The sequence below is a fragment of the Paenibacillus sp. 2TAB23 genome, assembly GCF_052115165.1.
Lineage (GTDB): Bacteria > Bacillota > Bacilli > Paenibacillales > Paenibacillaceae > Pristimantibacillus.
In genome coordinates this window covers 19403-40930 of record NZ_JBFRGD010000014.1, presented here as the reverse complement: position 1 = coordinate 40930, position 21528 = coordinate 19403, and the positions used below count along the sequence as shown (strand labels likewise).

Below are 21528 nucleotides of genomic sequence, written 5' to 3'. Positions count from 1 at the left end.
TTCGCAATAAACGCACCTCCTATGCATATGCGTTTTCAAACTTGAACATAATGTTAATTGAATATATATTCGATTTTTGACAATACTTCTTAATTAAAACCCTTAACGAAGGAGTGAAGCAAAATTTGCTTTACAGCATTATTTTCGGCTTTATAACCCCTTGGGTTTTGGCCTCGTTCATGGTTCGAAAACAACCGACCTTATTTATTATCATTAGTCCTATTGCAGCAGTAGTTTCTAATGTAATAAATACAATTGGCTTCTATTTTGGATTTTGGAACTACAAACCAAAATTCAGTAAGATTGAAACCATTTCAGCAATGCCTTTAGATTTTGGTCTATACGCTGTTCTAGGTACTTTATTAATTTACGCACTTTGTAAAAGAACTTTTCGACTCCATCCAGTCATTGTGATTATGATTTTCAGCTTATTTACTACTTTTCTTGAATACATGGCTCTCCTATTCGGGCTCGTAAAATACGGGAACGGATGGAATATAGGATGGACTTTCATTTCCTACTCCATTGCGTATCTATGTGTTACGGCAGCATGGTTAATTGCTAGAGGGCATATTAAAGTAGTGAAGTAACCCATTATTGATTGAATGACTTCTTTATGGAATGGCATGCTTTGTACAAGGCTCATTTTGTTTCAAAATCCTTGTTACATACCTATTTCCTTCGAAATATGAAAACACCCATTCAAATCCAGCAATCTATGAACATACTGGATTAACTTAACAAGAGGAGATGATTTAAATGGGTTAAACCTATATCACATTGCATCCTAATAAGTTGATACACTCAAATTTCTCTTAGCTTATCGTTATTTTTACATGTTTACGCAACAGCGATCTCCCAGTATTACGGCTAATTCGTTTTGAGTAATAAACCATTGAGTGCACTCAAGATATCTTCTTATGGACGCGGGAAGCGCCGAGCTATTGCAAATGACCAACAGCTGTTGGAGCTTTACCACCTAACAAAAGAATCCGCAGAAAAATCTACGGATTCAATGATTTTTTATTTGTCTTTGGTGGATTAACACCTTGCCATTTTCCGAACTTTCATAAGCGCTATAAAAAGGCATTTCTAAAATGATGGATTCATGACCTTCGCCACAGCTATGCTTCATATCATATTAACAAAGGTGTAGCTATCTATCTTGTTAAAGGTTGGTTGCGACAAGATGATTTTCAGCAAACAGCCAACACTTTCGGCCACTTATACACGGAAAGAAAGCACGAAGCAATGAGTGTTTTTAATTATTCAAAAACAGTATTTAAGCTAATTTCTCAATTACAATGGAAGCACTTACCGTTGGTGTACCCCCACCGATAGCGTTTTGCAATGTCTGAGCACCCATGTTATCGATACGATTTAAAGTTAAAACTCCGCCTGCCGATAATTGAGTAACGACTTGGCCTTGGTACGGTTGATTTCCTGAACCAGAACCATAATTACTGCAAAGAACCAGCGCTGCAGGTGCCGCACCAGCAGGATCAAAAAACAATCCAAACGCGCTGTCACCCGCTGTAGGAAATACTTCCCAGCTAATATTGTAAATACCCGACTCGTTAATAACGATACTTGAAGGAGGAGCAAAAGTAAGAGCTGTAGCATTAATAAGAGAATCTGTGAAAGTAACTGCTCCTCCTTGCCCGCCTGGAACTTCCGCTGCTGCAATGGTTTGTTCTTCTGTGCTACATAAGAAAGCAAAGTCCGATATTCCTCCTGCAGGTCCTGCAGGCCCCGTTACACCAGCTGGACCAATGAGCCCTTGTATTCCTTGAGGTCCTGTAACTCCTTGTACTCCTTGTGCTCCTTGCACACCTTGTGCACCTTGCACTCCTTGTGCTCCCTGTACTCCTTGTGCTCCTTGTGGTCCCGCTGGACCAGCAATAGGTCTTACATTTACAATCGGTCTCGGGCAGGTTACCTTTACGATTTTCTTTTTTACAATGATATTTTTCTTTGCATGTCTTTTCGGTTTACACACAACCACAACTTTTTTGTGACATCTTTTCTTAAACTTATTTCCTGTACAACTCAATTCAGCACCTCCTAGGATTTTGAAATATCCTACGTTGAGATGCAGCTATCTGGAATGTCATATACCTAGTAATCACGTAGACTACTATCCATTTTTCTATAAAGAGGCAATTGCGGAGGTACATCTGTACTGACTTTATAGACTCTTTGAAAATTCACATGAGCAGACTTACGAATAATTTCATAGAATAATAGAATGTGCGCCAAAAACTCAGCATTTCTCATTAACGAATAACAAAAAAAATCCACAGAAAATATCTGCGGATTTTACTAGTACTACAAATAAATTTTCAAAAAACTAAGGCATTTTTACCCGAATGGTATCAACCGACTTTTGGAAACCTCTCGGCCCTTGATACGCCTACGTTTTTTTTACCCGATGGAACCTTCCATTTCGAACTTAATCAAACGGTTCATCTCTACCGCGTATTCCATCGGCAGCTCTTTCGTGAACGGTTCGATGAAGCCCATTACGATCATTTGCGTTGCTTCTGCTTCGCTAAGACCACGGCTCATCAAGTAGAACAACTGATCCTCTGAAACTTTCGACACAGTAGCTTCATGCTCAAGCGTAATGTTGTCATTCATAATTTCATTGTAAGGGATTGTATCCGATGTTGACTCATTATCAAGAATGAGCGTATCGCATTTGATGTTCGCTTTCGCGCCATCAGAGTTGCGACCGAAGGATGCAAGACCACGGTACGTTACTTTACCGCCGTGTTTACTGATTGATTTCGAAATAATCGTGGAGCTTGTATCCGGTGCAAGGTGAGTCATTTTGGCGCCTGCATCCTGATGCTGGCCTTTGCCGGCTACTGCGATTGACAATACCATGCCTTTCGCGCCGCGACCGCGTAGAACGACCGCTGGGTACTTCATCGTCAGTTTGGAGCCAATGTTGCCATCAACCCATTCCATCGTCGCATTCTCATCTGCTATTGCACGTTTCGTAACAAGGTTATAGATGTTCGGTGCCCAGTTTTGAATCGTCGTATAGCGGATACGTGCATTTTTCTTCGCAAGTATCTCAACAACAGCGCTGTGAAGCGAGTTCGTGCTGTATACCGGTGCCGTACAGCCTTCAACGTAGTGAACGGAGCTATCTTCGTCCGCGATAATCAGCGTACGCTCGAATTGGCCCATGTTCTCGGAGTTGATCCGGAAGTAAGCTTGAAGCGGAACCTCACATTTGACGCCCTTAGGCACATAGATAAAGCTTCCGCCTGACCATACTGCACTATTAAGCGCTGCAAATTTATTATCATTCGGAGGAATAATCGTTCCGAAATATTCTTTCATCAGCTCAGGGTATTCGCGAAGCGCCGTGTCCGTATCCGTGAAGATTACGCCTTGCTTCTCAAGATCCTCTTGCATGCTGTGATAAACAACTTCAGACTCGTATTGAGCCGATACGCCAGCTAGAAACTTTTGCTCTGCTTCAGGAATACCAAGCTTATCGAAAGTCTCTTTAATTTCGGAAGGAACTTCTTCCCAAGTTTTTCCTTGTTTGTCTGATGCACGAACATAATATTGGATATCGTCGAAATCAAGCTCATCCATGTTGCCGCCCCAAGTAGGCATCGGCATTTTGAAAAACTGCTCCAGCGATTTCAGACGGAAGTCCAGCATCCATTCAGGCTCGCCTTTAATTTCCGAAATCGTACGTACGACTTCTTCCGTTAACCCTTTGCCTGATTCGAATACGGCTTTGTGCTCGTCACGGAAACCATACTTATAATCTTCCATTTCCGGCATTGATTTAGCCATGGTCATTCACGCTCCTTTTCAATCTTGTTTTAATGTGATTCTTGCTGCTGCTCGATGCCCTTGCGCAAAGCGTTCCACGCGAGCGTCGCGCATTTGATTCGTGCAGGAAATTTGTTTACACCAGAAAGTGCATCCAGCTCCTCATATTCATCAAATTCAACCGGTTCGCCCTTCATTAGCGCTGAGAACTTCTCAGCCATTGCAAGCGCCTCGTCGAATGTTTTTCCTTTAACCGCCTCTGTCATCATGGAAGCAGAGCTCATGCTGATCGAACAGCCTTCGCCGCTGAATTTCGCGTTCGTCACTTTGCCTTCAACGACCTGGAGCTGAAGCGAGATCCGATCGCCGCAGGTTGGGTTGTTCAGGTTTATCGTAACGGATTCTTCATCCATTGTTCCACGGTTACGAGGGTTCTTGTAATGATCCATTATAACTCTACGATATAAATCATCCAATTGCATGACCGAAGAACTCCTTTGTTTGTAGTAAGGCATCGGCTAAGCGGTCAATTTCATCTTCTGTATTATATAAATAAAAGCTTGCTCTAGCCGTTGCCGATACGTTCAGCCATCTCATGAGCGGCTGGCAGCAATGATGCCCCGCGCGAATCGCAATTCCTTTGGAGTCAAGCACCGTTGCAACATCATGCGGATGCACATCCTCCAAATTGAAAGTCACGAGGCCGACACGGTTTTCTTTTGGACCATATAAAGTTACGCCATCGAGTGATGACAGCTTTTCGTAGGCATAAGTAGCCAGACGTCTCTCATGCCGATCAATTTCTTCAAGTCCGATATCCTGTAAAAAGTCGATTGCTGCGCCAAGTCCGACGGCGCCTGCAATAATCGGCGTGCCGCCTTCGAAGCGGTAAGGGATCTCTTTCCATGTGGACTCGTATAGATCAACGAAATCAATCATCTCGCCGCCGTATTCGATCGGTTCCATTTTGTTAAGCAGCGCCTTCTTGCCATATAATGCACCGATGCCCGTAGGACCACACATTTTATGACCGGAAAAAGCATAGAAATCTACGTCCAAATCTTGGAGATCGATTTTCATATGCGGCGTGCTTTGCGCCCCGTCGACTACCATGATGGCGCCATTACGGTGTGCGATTTGTGTTATTTCCTTAATTGGATTAATCAAACCGAGTACGTTGGAAACGTAAGTAACGGACACCACTTTAGTCTGCGGCGTGATCGTTTTCTCAATATCCTCCAAAGAAAGTGTACCATCAGGCTGCATCGGAATATATTTCAAGGTTGCTCCTGTCGCCTTCGCAGCTTGCTGCCAAGGGATAAGGTTGCTGTGATGCTCCATCTGCGTGATAACGATCTCATCGCCTTCGCCGCACATGGCGCGGGCATAGCTGGAAGCGACCAAATTCAGAGCAGTCGTTGTCCCCCGTGTAAAAATGATTTGCTCTGGCGCACCTGCGTTTAGAAACTTAGCGACCTTCTCGCGCGCTCCCTCATAGGCATCAGTCGCCCTGGAACCAAGCGTATGCACACCGCGATGAACGTTCGCGTTATCCAGCTCATAGTACCGATTAACCGCATCAATGACGGAGCGCGGCTTCTGCGAAGATGCCGCGCTGTCCAGATAAACGAGCGGATGCCCGTTTATTTCTTGATGCAATATCGGGAATTGCTCCCGAATCGCATTTATATTCATCCCTCAAGCTTCCTTTCGAGCAAACGCTGAAGTTGACCGCGAACCGCCTCGACTGGAATTTCCGATACGACCGGTGCCAAAAAGCCGTAAATAATTAAACGTTCAGCGTCTTGCTTAGATATACCGCGCGACATCAGGTAATAGACCTGCTCGGGGTTAACTTGCCCTACACTTGCTGCATGTCCGGCAGTAACGTCATCTTCATCTATAAGCAAAATCGGGTTAGCGTCGCCGCGCGCTTTCGGGCTCAGCATGAGTACCTTCTCCGTCTGAACGCCGTTCGCTTTCGTCGCGCCTTTCTCGATCTTTGTAATACCATTAATGATCGCCGAAGCGGAATCTTTCATAACTGCGCGAGTAACCATGTTGCTGTCCGAGCTTTTGCCGAAGTGAACGGCTTGTGTCGTCAAGCTGTTTTGCTGCGCGTTCTTGCCAACGCTAATTACTTTTGCATCGGAAGTTGAGCCGGTTCCCTTTAGGATGGATTTGGTGTCGGACAACGTGTTGCCGTCATTCAAGTCACCGATAATCCATTCCATTTGGCCATCATTCTCAATGATGGAGCGTCTAATCGACATATCTACACCGGTCTCGCCCATATGATGGATCGAGCTGAAACGAACATGAGCGCCAGGCTTCACGAACACTTCAACGATGGATGGATGTACGAAAGGAGCGCTGCCAGCACCTGGCTCAGACACGACGCAGTCAACATAAGTAACCCGGCTGTTGCTGTCTGCAACGATTAGAATATGCGGTGCGAATGTCGCCTCTGCGGAATCGTTGTAGAAAATAGCCTGCAATGGAAGCTCAACCTCTACGTTTTTAGGAACATAAACGAATACGCCGCCATTCCACAATGCTGCATGAAGAGCTGTCAGCTTATCTTCATTCTTCGCTACCGCTTGGAACAAATATTTCTGAACGAGCTCGCCATGCTCCTTGCATGCCGTCTCCAAGTCCGTGAAAATAATGCCTTTGCTGGCATATTCGCTTGAAAACCCGTTCCAGACGATGCCGGAATTGCGTTGAACAAGCAAGTTTTCTGTGCCTTCAGTAATCAATTCACGAACGACCTCAGGAAGCTCGCTTGTAGCGCTAACCGCTGTCGGCTGCTCGTAGCTGCCTACTGCCGTCAAATTCCAACGTTCAATCCTTACCTTTTCCGGCTTGGGCCAGCCCAATGTTGCAGCAAGCTCAGCCGATTCTCCGCGCAGCTCGACAAGCCAGTTCGGCTCGCCTTTGCTGCGTGCCAGTGCTTCAGCAGCTTGGCGGGTTGTCGGAGTAGTTAATTGTGTACTCATCCGTTATGCCTCCTTCTCCGCTTAAGCCTGGCCGACCGTTTCGTCTTCGATGCCAAGTTCTTCTTTTACCCAATCATAACCTTCGTTTTCCAAACGCTCTGCAAGCTCAGGACCGCCTGATTTGACGATGCGGCCTTGCATCATCACGTGTACGTAATCAGGAGTAATATAGTTAAGCAAACGCTGATAGTGAGTAATAATCAAGAAACCGCGATCTTCCGAGCGCATAGCGTTAACGCCTTGCGATACAATACGAAGCGCATCGATATCAAGACCGGAGTCGATCTCGTCAAGCACGACGATTTTAGGATCAAGCAGCATCATCTGAAGGATTTCATTCCGTTTTTTCTCGCCGCCGGAGAAGCCTTCATTCAGGTAACGGTGAGCGAACTCAGGGTTCATCTCAAGCTCCTTCATCTTGCTTTCCATTTTGCGGATAAACTTAATAAGTGAAATTTCATTGCCTTCGCCAAGTCGTGCGTTCAATGCGCTGCGCAGGAAGTCGGAATTTGTTACGCCTGGAATTTCACTTGGGTATTGCATGGCAAGGAACAAGCCAGCAAGCGCACGCTCGTCAACACCCATTTCTAGAATGTCTTCACCGTCAAGCACTGCTGTGCCTTCCGTCACTTCATATTTAGGATGTCCCATCAAAGCGGATGCCAGCGTAGATTTACCGGTACCGTTAGGGCCCATGATCGCGTGAATTTCTCCACCTTTAATTTCAAGGTTGATTCCTTTTAAAATCTCTTTTCCGTCGATAGCCGCTTTCAGGCCCTCGATGACAAAATGCGTTGCCATAATATGCTGATCCCTCCAAGGTTGGTTTAATTCGCTCATTCACATCTATAAAGAATAGACTTTCTATTATAGAGTGATTCTCAATGATTCTCAATAATCATTTTAATATAGTTTTTGTTATAAATCAATGCGAGTTGTCCTTCAGCAGCTGATTATGTCTATTTAAATCAATGAAAATGCAATGAAAGCCTGCTCTTCGTCAAGATTATTTTTGAGCAAAAAAAATATATCCCACTCCTTTATTCTCAATTAAAACGGTCCGCCCCCTATCAAGATCAATGCTTATATGCGAAGTGCCTGCTTGACCTTGTCCACTTCAGCTTGAAACACTTCATCGCTTAATACGGGGATGTGTGCCTGCTGTATGATTTCATCTTCCAGTCTTACCCAAGATTTGCATCCATTATAAGCAGGAAGGTTAGCTATTTCTACCGGTTTCTCCAAACGGTATACGCGGAGGACCAGCACATGCAGCGGTTTTGTTTTCTTCCAGCGCAGCCGTTCCTCGGCAAATTCGTCTGTCCATATATGTAGATCGCGCAAACCATCCAGCGTCTTCTGATCGGTAACCTCGATATCCATTACGACGGATGCATATGCATCAAGCTTTATGGTCTTCATATCGAGTGACCAGTCTTCCAGCGTTTCATCCATCTCGCCTTGGTAAGCATCTTTAAGCAGATGCTTTTTCTGGTGCTCGTAAGCGGGCATTAAGTAGAAGTTAGGGCTCAGCAGTTGAAAATCCCGTGTCTCCTCTATAATTCCGCCTTTGCGCATGACAATGATTTGTGTACCTTCAACGAGCGCCTTTACACTGACCGCCCATTCCTTTAATGCGATGTTTAGAACCTCATTTGGTATCTCCATTGTGCATCCCCCATCATCTGTCTATAATTGATCATATTATATCAAACGAAACTATTCCAAGGCGAAAAAATATACATTATACTATGTTGAGATGAATACTGGGCATTGCTGCCCTACAACTATAACTCGGAGGTGGACAGCCATGTCTGCATATCATCCATTAACGGAACAAGAAGCAATTGAAATAGCATCGTCCCTCGACGGATTTTTCCCAAGCGGAGCAAATCTATCCAGCCGTGAGATCGGCGACGGAAATTTAAATCTCGTTTTTCACATAACAGACTCCGTCAGCGGCAAGAGCCTAATTATGAAACAAGCACTGCCTTATGCTAAAGTAGTAGGCGAGTCTTGGCCGCTTACGTTGGATCGCGCACGCATTGAGAGCGAGAAGCTTTTATTAGAAGGAGAGCTTGCACCCGGCCTCGTACCAGTCGTTTATAAGTATGATCCAGAGCTTTATTTGACCATTATGGAGGATCTTAGCGATCATGTTATTATGCGTCAAGGTTTAATCGGAGGTACGCGCTATCCGAAATTCGCGGATGACATCTCAACCTTCATTGCCCGCACTTTATTTTTCACATCCGATTTAGGTATGAATCAGCAGGAGAAGAAGCTGCAGGTAAAAGCGTTTATTAATCCGGAGCTCTGTAAAATTACCGAAGACCTGATTTTCGATGATCCTTACACGGATTCTCCAAATAACAGCTTTGACCCTGCCATTCGAGACGCCGCAGAAGCATTGTGGCAGAATGAGCAGCTCCATCTTGAAGTTGCGATTCTTCGTGATAAATTTCTAACAAACGCGCAAGCGCTGCTTCATGGGGATTTGCACACCGGCAGCGTATTCGTTACGCCTGAATCCACCAAGGTTATCGACCCGGAATTCGCGTACTACGGTCCAATTGGTTTCGACATCGGCGCAGTAATCGCGAACTTGCTTCTTAACTTCGCAGGCCAAGAGCATTGGATCGCTGATTCAGGCCAACGTGCGGATTTCCGTCAATACTTAACAGATACGGTACGAGATGTGTGGAACCTGTTTGACCGTAAATTCCGCGCATTGTGGAACGAACAAGGGCTGGACAGATTGGCTTCTTCTGCCCCTGGCTACAAGGATTATTACATGCAGCGTTTGCTGCAAGATACGATCGGCTTTGCCGGATGTAAAATCGTTCGCAGGATTGTCGGGCTATCGCATGTCGTAGACATCGACCGTATTCCTGATTCGGCTTCCAAAGAGAAGGCACAGCGCCTAGCGCTTGCAATCGGAACGTCGCTCATCCTGAGCAACCGTGAAGCGCAATCCATCGAGGAAGTTATCGATATCGCATTATCGCAAGCAAATAACTGAAATAGACGGAGAGGATTTGACATCATGACTACAAACTATGCTGGCTTGCAATCTGTGATTTGGAGAGAAGACAGACTTGATTTGCTGGATCAACGGCTTTTGCCCGAGGAAATTGTATATTTGCCTTTGTTGACAGCGGAGGATGTATGGGAAGCGATACGCCATCTTAAAGTGCGCGGAGCTCCTGCAATCGGAATTTCGGCTGCCTATGGTGTCGTGCTCGGCAGTCGCAATGAGCAGTCCTTGGACGCATGGCTGGCAGAAGTAATCAAGCAAGCTGAATATTTGGCAACGTCTAGACCGACCGCAGTTAACTTGTTCTGGGCGCTTGACCGCATGAAGGCCGCCGCGTCCGCCTTCGCTGCAAATGGCCTCTCACTCGAAGAAAGCAAAGCCGCTTTGTTATCCGAAGCCATCGCGATCCAAAGTGAGGATGAGGAAACGAACAGAATGATTGGCGAGCATGCGTTGTCTTTGTTCAAAGATGACATGGGCGTGCTTACGCATTGCAATGCCGGAGGTTTGGCGACTGCCAAATACGGCACTGCGCTTGCACCGTTCTACTTAGCGCTGGAACGAGGCATTACCTTGCGTGTATTTGCCGACGAAACCCGACCAGTTCTACAAGGCGCAAGGTTGACAGCCTTTGAATTGCAGCAGGCAGGCGTAGATGTCACGCTCATTTGCGATAACATGGCAGGCATGATTATGGCCAAAGGCTGGGTTGATGCGGTTATCGTAGGAACGGACCGCGTTGCAGCAAACGGTGACGTCGCTAACAAAATCGGAACATACAGTGTTGCTGTACTAGCTAAAGCGCATGGCATCCCTTTCTATGTTGCTAGCCCGCTGTCAACCATTGATCTGAACACGCCGACCGGCTCGGAAATTCCGATTGAAGAACGCAGCGCAGAGGAGATTACTGAAGGCTTCGGCAAGCGCACCGCGCCGCAGGGCATTAAAGTATATAATCCAGCGTTTGATGTTACGCCTAATGAATATGTAACTGCAATCATTACGGAGAAAGGCATCGTCGAGGCACCATACGATGTCAACCTGCGCAAATTATTCGAATCTTAATTCAGCGCACATAAAGTAAGCCCTAATTCCTTCGCTATGCATCATTCATGCCGAAGGATTAGGGCTCTTAACTGTCGATTACAGCATTAACTGAAGCGCCTCGTAGCCTTTCATGCCTGCTACTATTCCGATTGACTCTGCCGTAGTTGTAACGGACTCCAACGGGGCAGCCAATAGCTCTTCAAGCGATCGCACGCCAACAGCACGCCCGGCCAAAATTTCCCGGTCCTTGAGACGCTCGTTAAGCAGCGATACGTCCAGTGCGCCGCACATAATATATCCTTTGTCCGTCATAATGGCGAGCAGCGTTGTTTTGGGCAGCTTCACTTCAACGCCAAGAACGGTTTCTCCATTCTCAAGTGTGAAAGGAACCATCCGCATCATATAGGATCCACCCCCTTCAATCCGCATAATAAGAGGCAATGCACTGCAACTTCATTATATGCAAAAAATATTTTGGCAGTGTTGGTTAAATGCACATTAATGGCATTACATGAATGCTCTTTTTAGTGGTATATTAGTACTACACCAAACAGTCCGGAGGTCCTATGGAAAAACAAAGCTCATCCCACAACCAATCTTCCTTTGTGTTCAACATCGAGGTGCTTGTAGAAGGGAACAACAACGCAGAGGCTTTGGAACAGCTGCTTCAATCGCTCAATCGTTCAGGCTTTATTGATTTTCGCATCTTATCCGGCATTCAGCTGGGAGAGCAAATCGATCAAAGGAAAAAGAACGCTAAAGAGATCCATGACATCCCTGTTCAGCCGAAAACCACTGAAAACGTTATCATTTCAGAGCAGCAGCTAGCAGCACCAGCCAGCAAAGAAGACAAAAAGCCTGCAAACCAAACGGACAAGCCCAAGGCAGAACCGTTAGACGAATTAAGCTACTTTGACAAAATTAAAGCAATTATGAAAAACAACACGTTAATTAGGCTGATCGTCAACAAAGGACTCGGCATAAAGCTTAATATTCCTTGCAGAATCATCAATATGGATGAATCCGAAAACATCATAACCGTTTATCACGTTGACGAGAAGCAGGTTTATACGTTTCGAATGAATGAAATTGAAGACTTTTTTTATTGATGAATAAGTAGAAACGCCTGACGGCGTCCTTTCCATAGACGCCGTCGTTTCGGCGAAACGTATAGAGAAAGGACGAGCAAACCCAAATACTTTCCTATACGTCAAAAAGAAACGGCTTCGCCGTCCTCCGTAAGAGGGCGGTATCCGTTTCTCGCAGAAATAGAAGAATATATCATCGCGTGCAACATATAAAGACTTATATTTCGAAAAAAAAGGTGGTTCAAGCGTTTTAAAGCCGCTTGAATCACCTTCTTTTTATGCATAGCCGGGGGTAAGCATCTGTTCGATATTGTCGCTCGAAACGGGTGGACTCCAGAAGAAGCCCTGCATTTCATCACATTTGTGCTTGCGCAAAAATTCCATTTGCCCTTCTGTTTCTACTCCCTCGGCGATAACTTGTATATTAAGGTTATGCGCCATTGCGATAATCGCAGCGACGATTTCGGCATCGTTTGGATCCTGCTGGATATCACGTACAAAAGAGCGATCGATTTTCAAACGGTCAATTGGAAAGTTCTTCAAATAATGAAAGGAGCTATACCCCGTACCGAAATCATCTACACTAATATTGACGCCTAACTCCGTTAAATCCAATAAGCATCTTGATACATGGCTGACATCCATCGTCATGGATTCGGTTATTTCAAGGTCAAGATACTTTGGATCCAGCCCTGTTCTTGTGAGTACATCGGATACCTTGCTCGCTAGATCATTCTGCACGAATTGTCTTATCGATAAGTTCACGGATACAGGTATAGATGGAAGTCCAGCTTCCTGCCAAGCTTTGTTTTGGCGGCACGCTTCCTCGAGCACCCAGTCACCGATTTGAACAATCATGCCGCTTTCTTCGGCTAATGGAATGAAGCTTCCTGGCGGGATCATACCTCTTTGCGGATGATTCCAACGAACGAGCGCCTCAACGCCAACCATCGTTCCCGATCCAAGATCGTATTGCGGCTGGTAATGAAGAACGAATTCGCAGCGCTGTATCGCACGGTACATTTCATGCTGCAGCGTAAGCCGCTCCAGCGAAGAATTACTCCAGTTGTCTGAATACAGCATGCAATCGTTTTTGCCGCTTTCCTTTACTTTGACAAGCGCCATATCTGCCTTTTTAATCATGGAGTAGCTGTCATCATTCTCATCTTTGTTCGTGACAAGTCCTATGCTTGCCGTAATATGTAAGGGAAACCCGCTAAGTTCATACGGCTCTTCTATGGCCTTCAGCAGCTGTCTGGACAACTCCAGCAAATGCTTCTCCGATTGCACGTTACAGTACAATAAGGCAAATTCATCGCCTTCCATCCGAGCCGCGAAATCATTGTCGGAAAAGTCGCGATTGAGCCGTTCTGCAACCTGCATGAGCAGTATATCGCCAAACTCCCGACCAAATGACGCATTGACTAGCTTAAATCGGTCCAAGTCCAAATAACAAATGCCAACTACCCGTTCCTCTTCCTTTGCTCTCGCCAGCGTTTCCGTCAGCTTCATCTGAAATAAGGTTCGATTCGGCAATCCTGTCATGTCATCGTAATAGGCCATATAACGGATTCGTTCCACGTTCCGCTTGCGATCGCTTAAATCTTGGCTGATGATCACCGTGCCGACTACTTCGTCCTCTTGCATCATCGGTGAGCAAACGACCTGCAGCTCGAGCGGGAAGCCTGATCCGTGAGTAATGTTGATATTAATTTGTTTCGTTTCGCCTTGAAGGGCACTCTCGAACGTTTCGTTCAATAATGGCCTGCTGCCTGGATCAACGATGCGATCAATAGGCTCGCCAAGCAGCTCAGAGCGATGATACCCCAGCGTGCGGCTTGATGCTTCGTTCATTTCCATGAACATGCCCTTTTTATCAAGCACAGCTAATGGTACTGCATCTGATCGAAGCAATGTTTCTACGATGGCCGTATGATAGTTTTGGAAGCTTAACGATTCGCTTCGTTTTATATAGACGATTACCGCTGTAACGAATAACGATGCCGCAATAGCAGCAGCCGTCCATTTGTACATGTCGTTAGATATAAGCAGCAATGAAACAGCAACCCATACTAATGCTAGCGCAGTAAGCAAACAGCTGATAACAAATGACCCATTAAACGATTGCCTCAGCTGCTGCCGTTTTGTTTGATTAGGAAAACCATCCATCCGTTTCATTACGCACAAACGTCCTTCCTCTATTTCGAGTCAAGTGAGTGTTCGCTTTATTATAAACGAAGTATGCCTTCTGGTATAGAAATATTTACTAAAACGAATTATTATGCAACTTCTATGCCTAGTATTACGTCTTCATTCCTTTTAATGTCATTTTATACGCTTATTCTTTAGTTTTTTTCATAGCGGCAATAATGACGCATGTCCATCCTGCGAGGATCGCTACACCGCCTAGCGGGGTTACCATCCCAAGCTTGCTAAAGCTCGTAAGAGCAAGGATATATAGACTGCCGCTAAAAATAATCATCCCTGTTAAAATGAGCCGGCCACCGTTTAGAACCAGCTTTCCTGCTGCTATTTGCTTCGCAAACAAAGCGATCAGCATAAGTCCCAATGCGTTATACATATGGTAACGGACACCTGTTTCGAAGATTTCCAAATAATGCTCCGTTAGTTTCTGTTCAAGCCCATGTGCCCCGAAGGCTCCTAAAGCGATAGCTATTGCGGCATTTAACGCGCCAATTGCAAAATATTTTGGAAACATGTAGTTTTCAATCCTTTCAAATTTGTGTATAATTTTACCGTAATTAGTAAAGGAGACGATATAAATGGATAATGAGCCTAATAACTTCCCTAATCAAAACTCGCCTACCGAGCCTTTTGGATCCAAACCGATTTTCACCAACGAACCGGCTTCAGACTTCGGTCCCAAGAAGCAATCCGGTCTCGGCATTGCAGCTTTCATCATTGGGTTGGTTGCAATTGTATTGCTAATCATCGCTTTTGTCACAGGCAGCAGTTTCACGGATCAACTTGCGGGCTCTGACATTCTAATCACGGATCCCGAGGATCCTGCAGCCGTTCAGGCAGCCCTTGATTCGCTTGGAGAAAACGTGTTCGCTTCGATGGTCATCGCTGTTCTATGCATATTCGGAGCCGGCTTCATCGCTTTCGTAGGCTTGATCCTAGCGATTATTGCAGCATGCTCCAGCAAACGACGCAAAATATTCGGAGTCATTGGCATTGTCCTTAACGTTGCAGTCATCGTCGGCGGTATCAGCTTATTCATAGCAGGCATCGGTTCCCTTGCCGCCAACATCGTTCAATAGAAAATCTTTTGATAAAGTCTGCTTCAGCCGCCTAAGCGTGCTCGAAGCAGACTTTTTAGTTGCGTATTATTTGACCAGCATCCTCGTCCTGCTGAAGCCCTCTTTGGTTTTTATGACTTCGAGACAGGCTGGAAATGCATCCTTCAGCTCCTGCACATGCGAGATAACGCCAATCATTCTGCCCGCCTTTTGCAAATCCACAAGTGTGGCAATCGCCTTTTGCAGCGACTCCTCATCAAGCGATCCGAAGCCCTCGTCTATAAACATCATCTCAATCGTCACGCCACCCATATGGGATTGTATGACGTCGGTCATGCCAAGCGCCAAGCAAAGTGAAGCATTGAATTTCTCTCCGCCCGATAACGTCTTCACGTCGCGGTTCTGTCCTGTATAGGCATCATATACGTCCAGACCAAGCCCGCTTTGCTTGCCTCGCGTTTCCAGCCTGTCGCTTCTCTGTAAGGAGAATTGGCCATTCGACAAATCATGAAGCCTCGCGTTTGCCGCATGAAGGATTTGTTCCAGATATTCGATAAGAATATAGCGCTCGAACGATATTTTCAAAGCATTATCTCCTTTGAGCATATGGAATACATCCATCATCTCCTCCAGCATGCCTTCCAGCCTCTTCACCTGCTCGTTCGCTCTGTTTATTGATGCAGCCAGCCGCTGCGCGGTCTCGGCCGTTCGCGATGCGCCCTGCGCGGCTGACAGCCACTCCTCCAACTCGCGTTTAGCAGCCGAAAGAGATTCCTCTAGCTGCATTAATGGCATGCGCGGTTTGCCCGCAAGCTCGCTTTGCAGCTCTATAAGCTGCTGCATAACGGACGCATGCAAAGTTTGATAAGCAGAAATTTCTTTCTTCAGCTGTTCCCTTGAACCCTCCGGCAGTACCGCCTCGGTGTACTGCTGAATCGTCGTAAACCCTGCCTTCTCTAATTCGTTCAACAATCTCTGCTCTGCTTGCTGCTTGCTGAGCACCGCTTCCCGCAGCTGCTGCTCCGCTTGATCGGCATACGCTTTGTGCTCAGCGAGCTTTGCGGTCTTGGCTTGAAGCTGCTCCTGTGCGGCAGCCCAGGCTTTATGCATACGATCCGACAAGCTCTGCTGCTCATTGAGCTTCTTGCTTAGCTGCTCAGTCGAGCGCAGCGTATCCGGCACCCGCAGCAGCTCCCGCTCCAGTGCAGACTGCTGCGAGGTTTTCTCGATAGCAAGCTGCTGCCGTTCCTGTTGAAGCTGATCCTTCGCAACCATCTGTTTCTCTAGCTGCTGTTCCTGACGTTCATATAGCTGCTTAAGCTCAGGCAGCTGCTTTGCTTTCGCTAGCAGCTTATCCGATTCATCCTTAAGTGAACGCCACTGCTTCGCAAGCTCTGCCCGCTGCTCTTCCAGCCTTTCGGCTTGCAGGCCGAATTCCGCAAGCTCTCTCGCCCCTTCTTCCCTTGTTGCGAGCGCTGCCGCGGCTTGCGCACGCGCTTCAAGCCACTCTCGCTCCACAGCAGCTAGCTGCGACTTCACTTCCTGAAGCCTCTGCCTGCTAGGCACTTCAGTTCCTGAACTCGCCTTGATAGGATGCTCTTCGCTTCCGCATACTGGGCATGGCTTCCCATCATGCAAGTGAGCAGCAAGCAAAGCGGCCTGTCCCTCAATCCAAGCGGATTCGAGAAGGTCATGCTCCTCCTTCGCTTTGGAGAAGCTTAATGCGAATTGCTTCTCCAGCTGTGCAATGCGCGCCATTTCCTTCTCCACCTCGACGAGACGCTTGAGCTGCTTTCCTTGCTGCTCCACCAGGCGAAGCTTGTCCTGCAGATCACCGAGCCCAGCTGTTTCAAGCTCGGTAGCCTTAATCAGCTCATTCTCAGACTGACGCGTCTCGCGGAGCTGCATAAGCTCCGCTTCTGATTGCTGCAGCCTTATTTCGCACAGCCCTTCCGCTTGTATGAACTTGTCGATCGCTTGCTGCTGGCCAGCAAGCTTTTGAACGACTGGCACAAGCTCTTGCAATCGGTTAAGCTCGCGCTCAGCTTCGCGGCGTTCTGCTGCCCGCTGCTCCTCTGCGGCATACATTTCGACAGCCTGAAGCTGCCCCCGTTCGGCAGCCTCCCGTTCGGCGGTTCGGATGGACAGCTGATTTTGTTTGGCTGAGGCATCCGCGCTTGCCCGCTCCGCCTGCTCCTTGTAGGGCGCAAGATTAGCTGCTTTTTCCGCAAGCGCGAGCTGCTTTTCTTTTGCCTCATAATTGGGTTTTTGTACGGTTAATTGCTCAAGCTGGTTCTTCTTGCGGTCATGCTCTTCATGCTTGCTGTTAACTGCCGCCGCTAAGCGCAGCTTCAATTCCTCTGATTCGAGCCGCACCGCAAGCGCAGCCTTCTGCGACTCTGCTTCGCCTGCAACCCTGGTGTAGAACGCTAATTCCAGCTCCAGCGCCTCAAGCACCTGAGCCGCGCTGAATATATCCTGCTTGAGCGTGCTATACAGCTGTCCTTCGATTCGTTCAGGAAGTGATTCCTGCACTTGCTTGAGATAGGCCTGTTCAGTCGCCTTCGCTTCCTTCAGCTGATCTTGGAGTGCGCGGTGCTTCTGCTGGAACCGATTCTCCAGTCGTTCATAGAGCTCCGTTCGAAATATTCGGCGCAATATTTCTTCCTTATTATCCGTATCTGAAGTCAGCAGCTTACGGAATTCACCTTGCGGGAGCATGACAATCTGGCTGAACTGCTCCTTCGTCAAGCCGATGATTTGCTCCAGCCGTATGTTGACATCGGATATGATGAAACGGTCGACTGCCGGCACAGCCGCACCGCTCGTCGTTTCGTAAAGCTCCGCTTTGCCGCCGGTCTCGCTTTTATTGCTGCCCTTGCGATGCGGCATTTGCCGGATGACCATATAGCTTCTGCGTCCTAGCGCAAATTCAAACTGAACGGAGGTATGTACGTCCTCAGGGGCAAAATGGCTTCGGAGCATCCGCGCATCCGCCCGGTCCTCTCCGCTTGCCGTTCCATAGATTGCAAAACATATCGCATCGAATATGGACGTTTTGCCAGCTCCCGTATTGCCTGAAATGACAAATAAACGCCGGTCCTCCAGCTCGCTGAAATCAATCGTCTCTGCGTCTCGATAAGATCCAAACGCGGTCATCGACAGCTTGATCGGTCTCATATGGCGCCTCCCTCCTCACGCAGAAGCTCTTCATAGGTTTCCGCGAATAGCTTTCTTTTGGCTTCGGCAAGCGGCTGGCCTTTGACCTCCTGATAGAAAGCTGAGAACAGCTCAATCGGATCCGCCTCGCGCCTTCTTGAGGCACCGCCCCAATCCAAGCCGTCAGCAGCTATAGCGCCGCTTCCCGAATAGGACGAACGACGCTCCACATGCAGCGCATTCGGATATACCGCGCGGACCTTCTCCATCGGGAACAGTACGGGATTATCATTGAGAAGCGTGACGAATACGTAATCCTCATTTACCGCATGTTTCTCGATTTCTTCAATGGTAGCAGCGATGCGGCGCATGTTGCGCAGCGGCTGCAGCTCACGCTTCTCAATCTTCGCTCCGCCCGATGCGTCTAGCTCAATGACTAAATATCCTTTAATATGATTCTCTTCCGAGATCGAATATTTGAGCGGCGAGCCCGCATACCTTATCGTATCGTTCTTCACGAAGTGAGCCTGATGCAAATGGCCGAGCGCCGTATAATGAAACCGCTCGAAATATGCGGCACTCACATGCTCAGCCCCGCCTACCGACAATGGCCGCTCTGAATCGCTCGTATTCTGTTCGGGTTCTCCAGTAGCCGTCACGAAGGCATGGCCCACGAGCACATGCCGCGCATTCTGCTGCATGCCTGCTGCAAGCCTGCTCGTGATCGCACGCATAGCATCATCATGTGTTTTGACCGATTCATCATTCAGCACATAGCGCACTTGAGCGGGATCTGCAAACGGCACGAGGTGAAAATGAACCTCTCCATATTCATCTTGGAGCACAATTGGCTCTATACTTTCGCGCAGTTGACCGGCCAAATACAATCCGTGCTTCTCCATCATTTTGGTACCGAAATTGATACGGTCAGGACTGTCATGGTTGCCTGAAATAGCAAGCACCGTCGTCTCTAGATCAATGACTATGCGACTAAGCAGCTCGTCCAGCAGCTCAACGGCATCCGTAGGCGGAACCGCCCTGTCATAAAGATCGCCAGCAATAATAACCGCATCCGGACGCTCCAGCTCGATCGCTTGGAGCAGCTGCTCCAGTACGTAACGTTGATCCTCCGTCATATATACACCTTGCACGAGCTTGCCTAAATGCCAGTCCGCGGTATGAAATATTTTCATTCGTTGCAAACACCCTTTCCTCGCACAGTGAAATCCACTCAATTCACGCTAACTCCCTAATCTTTATATTACCATTCGTGTATATGCATCGCATAGTGCAGCACATCGTACAGCGCAAAGGCAGCTTATGGCTTGCGCATCCCGCCAATACGCGATAAAGTTAACCAAGCTTCAATTTTCCATCCTATTTTCATGACTATCGCAAACTGGAGGTTCACAACATTGTCACGCTTCTCAGCTGGTTTATCCAAAAACTACATCTTATTGCTAATCGTCGTGTTCGGCGGGTTTCTCATTTTTGGTTTTTCCGAAAATATTAAAGGTCCTGCATTGCCTAGAATGCAAAGCGATCTAAAACTCGACGAGCTTCAAATCGGCGTTTTGCTTGCTTTCAATTCTCTAGGGTACTTGCTCGCTTGCACGTTCACCGGCTGGCTGTCCAACCGTGCCGGGATGAAGCTGACGCTCTCGCTTGCATTCGGTTCCATGGTTATTTCCGGCGTTTGTATTTATTTCGCAGCCAATTATACCGCTCTTTCCTCTGCTTATTTTCTTATGTATATAGGAAACGGAATGCTGGAGATTGGCCTCGCCATACTCGCAGCAAAAATATTCATCAAAAATACAGGCACGATGATGAATTTGGCCCATTTCTTCTATGGGCTCAGCTCAACCTTCGCCCCGATAATCGCAGCATCGCTCATGGGTGTTGAAATATTCGGCTCCGAGCTCGGCTGGCGGGGCATGTATATGCTCATGCTCGCCCTCTCTATCCTTCCGATGCTGCCAGGACTATTCGCACGCTATAAGAATGAGGAGGAGCCTGCGGCAGAACGCATTTCCTTGAAAGAGTTCGCTCGGGACAAAGTCGCTTGGCTAATCGTCGCCGTATTGTCATTCGGCGTCGTATCCGAGCTCGCCGTCGGCGGCTGGCTCGTCAATTTCCTGGAGAAAGCATACGGCTGGAGCAATGATTCCTCATCCAAAATGCTGTCCGCCTTCTTCTTCTGCTTTATGCTTGCACGGCTCGTGCTCGGTCCGATAACGGACAAAATTGGATATACGATGTCTCTTATCATCTTGTCTGCTTTTTCAGGGATATGCTCGGTTGCTGCCATTATTGCAGGGGAGTCTGGCGCCTTCCTATTCGCCTTGGCCGGGGTGGGCATCGCCCCCATTTACCCTACGGTTATGGCTTTGCTGGCGAAACGTTATCCGAGAAATGCCGACATGGCTATTACGTTCACCGTAACCCTGATGGGAATTGCGAGCGTTATCGGGAATCTAGCCATAGGCGGCATAATCGAATGGACCAAGCAGCTGTTTGCAGGCAGCGGCAGCTCGCAGGAAAGTCTCGTCGCGGGCTTGCAGGCTGGATATTTGTTTATTGGTGCTTGCGCTTTGCTTTGCTCGGTTATCTCACTCATCCTTTATCGCATGCTGAGGCGTGCGCAGCAGATATTGTAACAGAAACAGAAACAAGCCCTGAGCTTATGCTTATGCAGCATAACTCGGGGCTTTTTTTTCGTAAGCGTATGAACAGCTGGACCAAACGATTGGTGTGCAGATCGCCTTCTTCCCGCTTGTCGCGGAACCGTATTTTATCCCGCATATGCAGCAGAGAGCGAAAGCCGAACTGTTTATATGAACAGTGACTATATAGAGTGATTGAGCTCGCTCTGCACGCCTATGCATATGTGCACGAATCCATTGATTAAGTGGGACGTGCTTGCTTCAAAAGCATATTGACGAAATATTTCCGGGCATCCGCCGTTTCGACCAGCATCGCCGCTTGATCTCCTTCGGGATGCTTAAACTCCAGCCAATCGCCGCTGAGCCCCTCCCGAACACCGGCAATCACATACTGCTGCTTCAGATAAGCGTCAATTTTCCTCTTTTCTTCGGCATACTGCTCATATGCTGACATTCGGCAGCCTCCTC

The 21528-nt window shown here is 47.4% G+C and carries 19 protein-coding genes; 6 read left to right on the top strand and 13 right to left on the bottom strand.

Going from position 1 to position 21528, the window contains the following annotated elements:
- The first annotated feature begins 179 nt into the window (after nt 1-179).
- Nucleotides 180-590, top strand: coding sequence for a CBO0543 family protein (locus AB4Z29_RS19745; RefSeq protein ID WP_441944825.1), 411 nt, complete (start codon nt 180-182; stop codon nt 588-590).
- Nucleotides 591-1282: 692 nt separating this feature from the next.
- Here the strand turns inward: AB4Z29_RS19745 and AB4Z29_RS19740 are convergent.
- The 7 genes from AB4Z29_RS19740 to AB4Z29_RS19710 form a co-directional block, all read right to left on the bottom strand.
- Entirely contained in the window at nt 1283-2053 is a 771-nt protein-coding gene (locus AB4Z29_RS19740) for a collagen-like protein (protein ID WP_441944714.1), read from the bottom strand.
- 371 nt (nt 2054-2424) lie between these two features.
- On the bottom strand, nt 2425-3822 hold the full coding sequence (gene sufB / locus AB4Z29_RS19735; protein WP_441944713.1) for a Fe-S cluster assembly protein SufB: 1398 nt from the start codon (nt 3820-3822) through the stop codon (nt 2425-2427).
- A 29-nt stretch (nt 3823-3851) separates the two neighbouring features.
- Nucleotides 3852-4283 (bottom strand): Fe-S cluster assembly sulfur transfer protein SufU, encoded by a 432-nt coding sequence (gene sufU, locus AB4Z29_RS19730; protein ID WP_441944712.1) that lies wholly within the window; start codon nt 4281-4283, stop codon nt 3852-3854.
- Nucleotides 4270-5496 (bottom strand): cysteine desulfurase, encoded by a 1227-nt coding sequence (locus tag AB4Z29_RS19725; protein ID WP_441944711.1) that lies wholly within the window; start codon nt 5494-5496, stop codon nt 4270-4272. The genes sufU and AB4Z29_RS19725 overlap by 14 nt, the downstream gene beginning before the upstream one ends.
- The gene (gene sufD / locus AB4Z29_RS19720; RefSeq protein ID WP_441944710.1) at nt 5493-6800 is read right to left on the bottom strand and encodes a Fe-S cluster assembly protein SufD; all 1308 of its coding nucleotides are present in this window, start codon (nt 6798-6800) and stop codon (nt 5493-5495) included. Before sufD ends, AB4Z29_RS19725 begins: the two co-directional genes overlap by 4 nt.
- 21 nt (nt 6801-6821) lie before the next feature.
- Nucleotides 6822-7601 carry a Fe-S cluster assembly ATPase SufC gene (sufC, locus tag AB4Z29_RS19715; RefSeq protein WP_441944709.1) on the bottom strand — a complete coding sequence of 260 codons (780 nt, stop codon included), beginning with the start codon at nt 7599-7601 and terminating at the stop codon, nt 6822-6824.
- 282 nt (nt 7602-7883) lie between these two features.
- Nucleotides 7884-8468, bottom strand: coding sequence for a DUF1802 family protein (locus AB4Z29_RS19710; protein WP_441944708.1), 585 nt, complete (start codon nt 8466-8468; stop codon nt 7884-7886).
- Nucleotides 8469-8610: 142 nt separating this feature from the next.
- Between AB4Z29_RS19710 and mtnK the strand changes: the two genes are divergently transcribed.
- The gene (gene mtnK, locus AB4Z29_RS19705) at nt 8611-9822 is read left to right on the top strand and encodes an S-methyl-5-thioribose kinase (RefSeq protein WP_441944707.1); all 1212 of its coding nucleotides are present in this window, start codon (nt 8611-8613) and stop codon (nt 9820-9822) included.
- Between the two features lie 24 nt (nt 9823-9846).
- Nucleotides 9847-10902, top strand: coding sequence for an S-methyl-5-thioribose-1-phosphate isomerase (gene mtnA, locus AB4Z29_RS19700; protein ID WP_441944706.1), 1056 nt, complete (start codon nt 9847-9849; stop codon nt 10900-10902).
- Nucleotides 10903-10980: 78 nt separating this feature from the next.
- Here the strand turns inward: mtnA and AB4Z29_RS19695 are convergent, their stop codons facing one another.
- Nucleotides 10981-11286 carry a YunC family protein gene (locus tag AB4Z29_RS19695; protein WP_441944705.1) on the bottom strand — a complete coding sequence of 102 codons (306 nt, stop codon included), beginning with the start codon at nt 11284-11286 and terminating at the stop codon, nt 10981-10983.
- 164 nt (nt 11287-11450) lie between these two features.
- On the opposite strand from AB4Z29_RS19695, the gene AB4Z29_RS19690 reads away from it, so the two are divergent.
- Nucleotides 11451-11993: a hypothetical protein gene (locus AB4Z29_RS19690; RefSeq protein ID WP_441944704.1), complete on the top strand. Its 543-nt coding sequence runs from the start codon at nt 11451-11453 to the stop codon at nt 11991-11993.
- Between the two features lie 255 nt (nt 11994-12248).
- Here the strand turns inward: AB4Z29_RS19690 and AB4Z29_RS19685 are convergent, their stop codons facing one another.
- Nucleotides 12249-14150, bottom strand: a complete 1902-nt coding sequence (locus AB4Z29_RS19685) for a putative bifunctional diguanylate cyclase/phosphodiesterase (RefSeq protein WP_441944703.1) — start codon at nt 14148-14150, stop codon at nt 12249-12251.
- 160 nt (nt 14151-14310) lie between these two features.
- Complete coding sequence (locus tag AB4Z29_RS19680; protein WP_441944702.1) at nt 14311-14691, bottom strand: DUF423 domain-containing protein; 381 nt, start codon at nt 14689-14691, stop codon at nt 14311-14313.
- A 64-nt stretch (nt 14692-14755) separates the two neighbouring features.
- Between AB4Z29_RS19680 and AB4Z29_RS19675 the strand changes: the two genes are divergently transcribed.
- A complete protein-coding gene (locus tag AB4Z29_RS19675) occupies nt 14756-15256 on the top strand; it encodes a hypothetical protein (RefSeq protein ID WP_441944701.1) in 501 nt (166 codons plus the stop codon).
- 66 nt (nt 15257-15322) lie between these two features.
- Here AB4Z29_RS19675 and AB4Z29_RS19670 read toward each other — a convergent pair whose 3' ends face one another.
- Nucleotides 15323-18415 carry an AAA family ATPase gene (locus AB4Z29_RS19670; protein ID WP_441944700.1) on the bottom strand — a complete coding sequence of 1031 codons (3093 nt, stop codon included), beginning with the start codon at nt 18413-18415 and terminating at the stop codon, nt 15323-15325.
- The gene (locus tag AB4Z29_RS19665) at nt 18412-19587 is read right to left on the bottom strand and encodes an exonuclease SbcCD subunit D (RefSeq protein ID WP_441944699.1); all 1176 of its coding nucleotides are present in this window, start codon (nt 19585-19587) and stop codon (nt 18412-18414) included. The genes AB4Z29_RS19670 and AB4Z29_RS19665 overlap by 4 nt, the downstream gene beginning before the upstream one ends.
- A gap of 222 nt (nt 19588-19809) precedes the next feature.
- Between AB4Z29_RS19665 and AB4Z29_RS19660 the strand changes: the two genes are divergently transcribed.
- A complete protein-coding gene (locus AB4Z29_RS19660; RefSeq protein ID WP_441944698.1) occupies nt 19810-21054 on the top strand; it encodes an MFS transporter in 1245 nt (414 codons plus the stop codon).
- A 247-nt stretch (nt 21055-21301) separates the two neighbouring features.
- On the opposite strand, the gene AB4Z29_RS19655 is transcribed toward AB4Z29_RS19660, so the two are convergent.
- Complete coding sequence (locus AB4Z29_RS19655; protein WP_441944697.1) at nt 21302-21514, bottom strand: hypothetical protein; 213 nt, start codon at nt 21512-21514, stop codon at nt 21302-21304.
- Between the last annotated feature and the right edge of the window lie 14 nt (nt 21515-21528).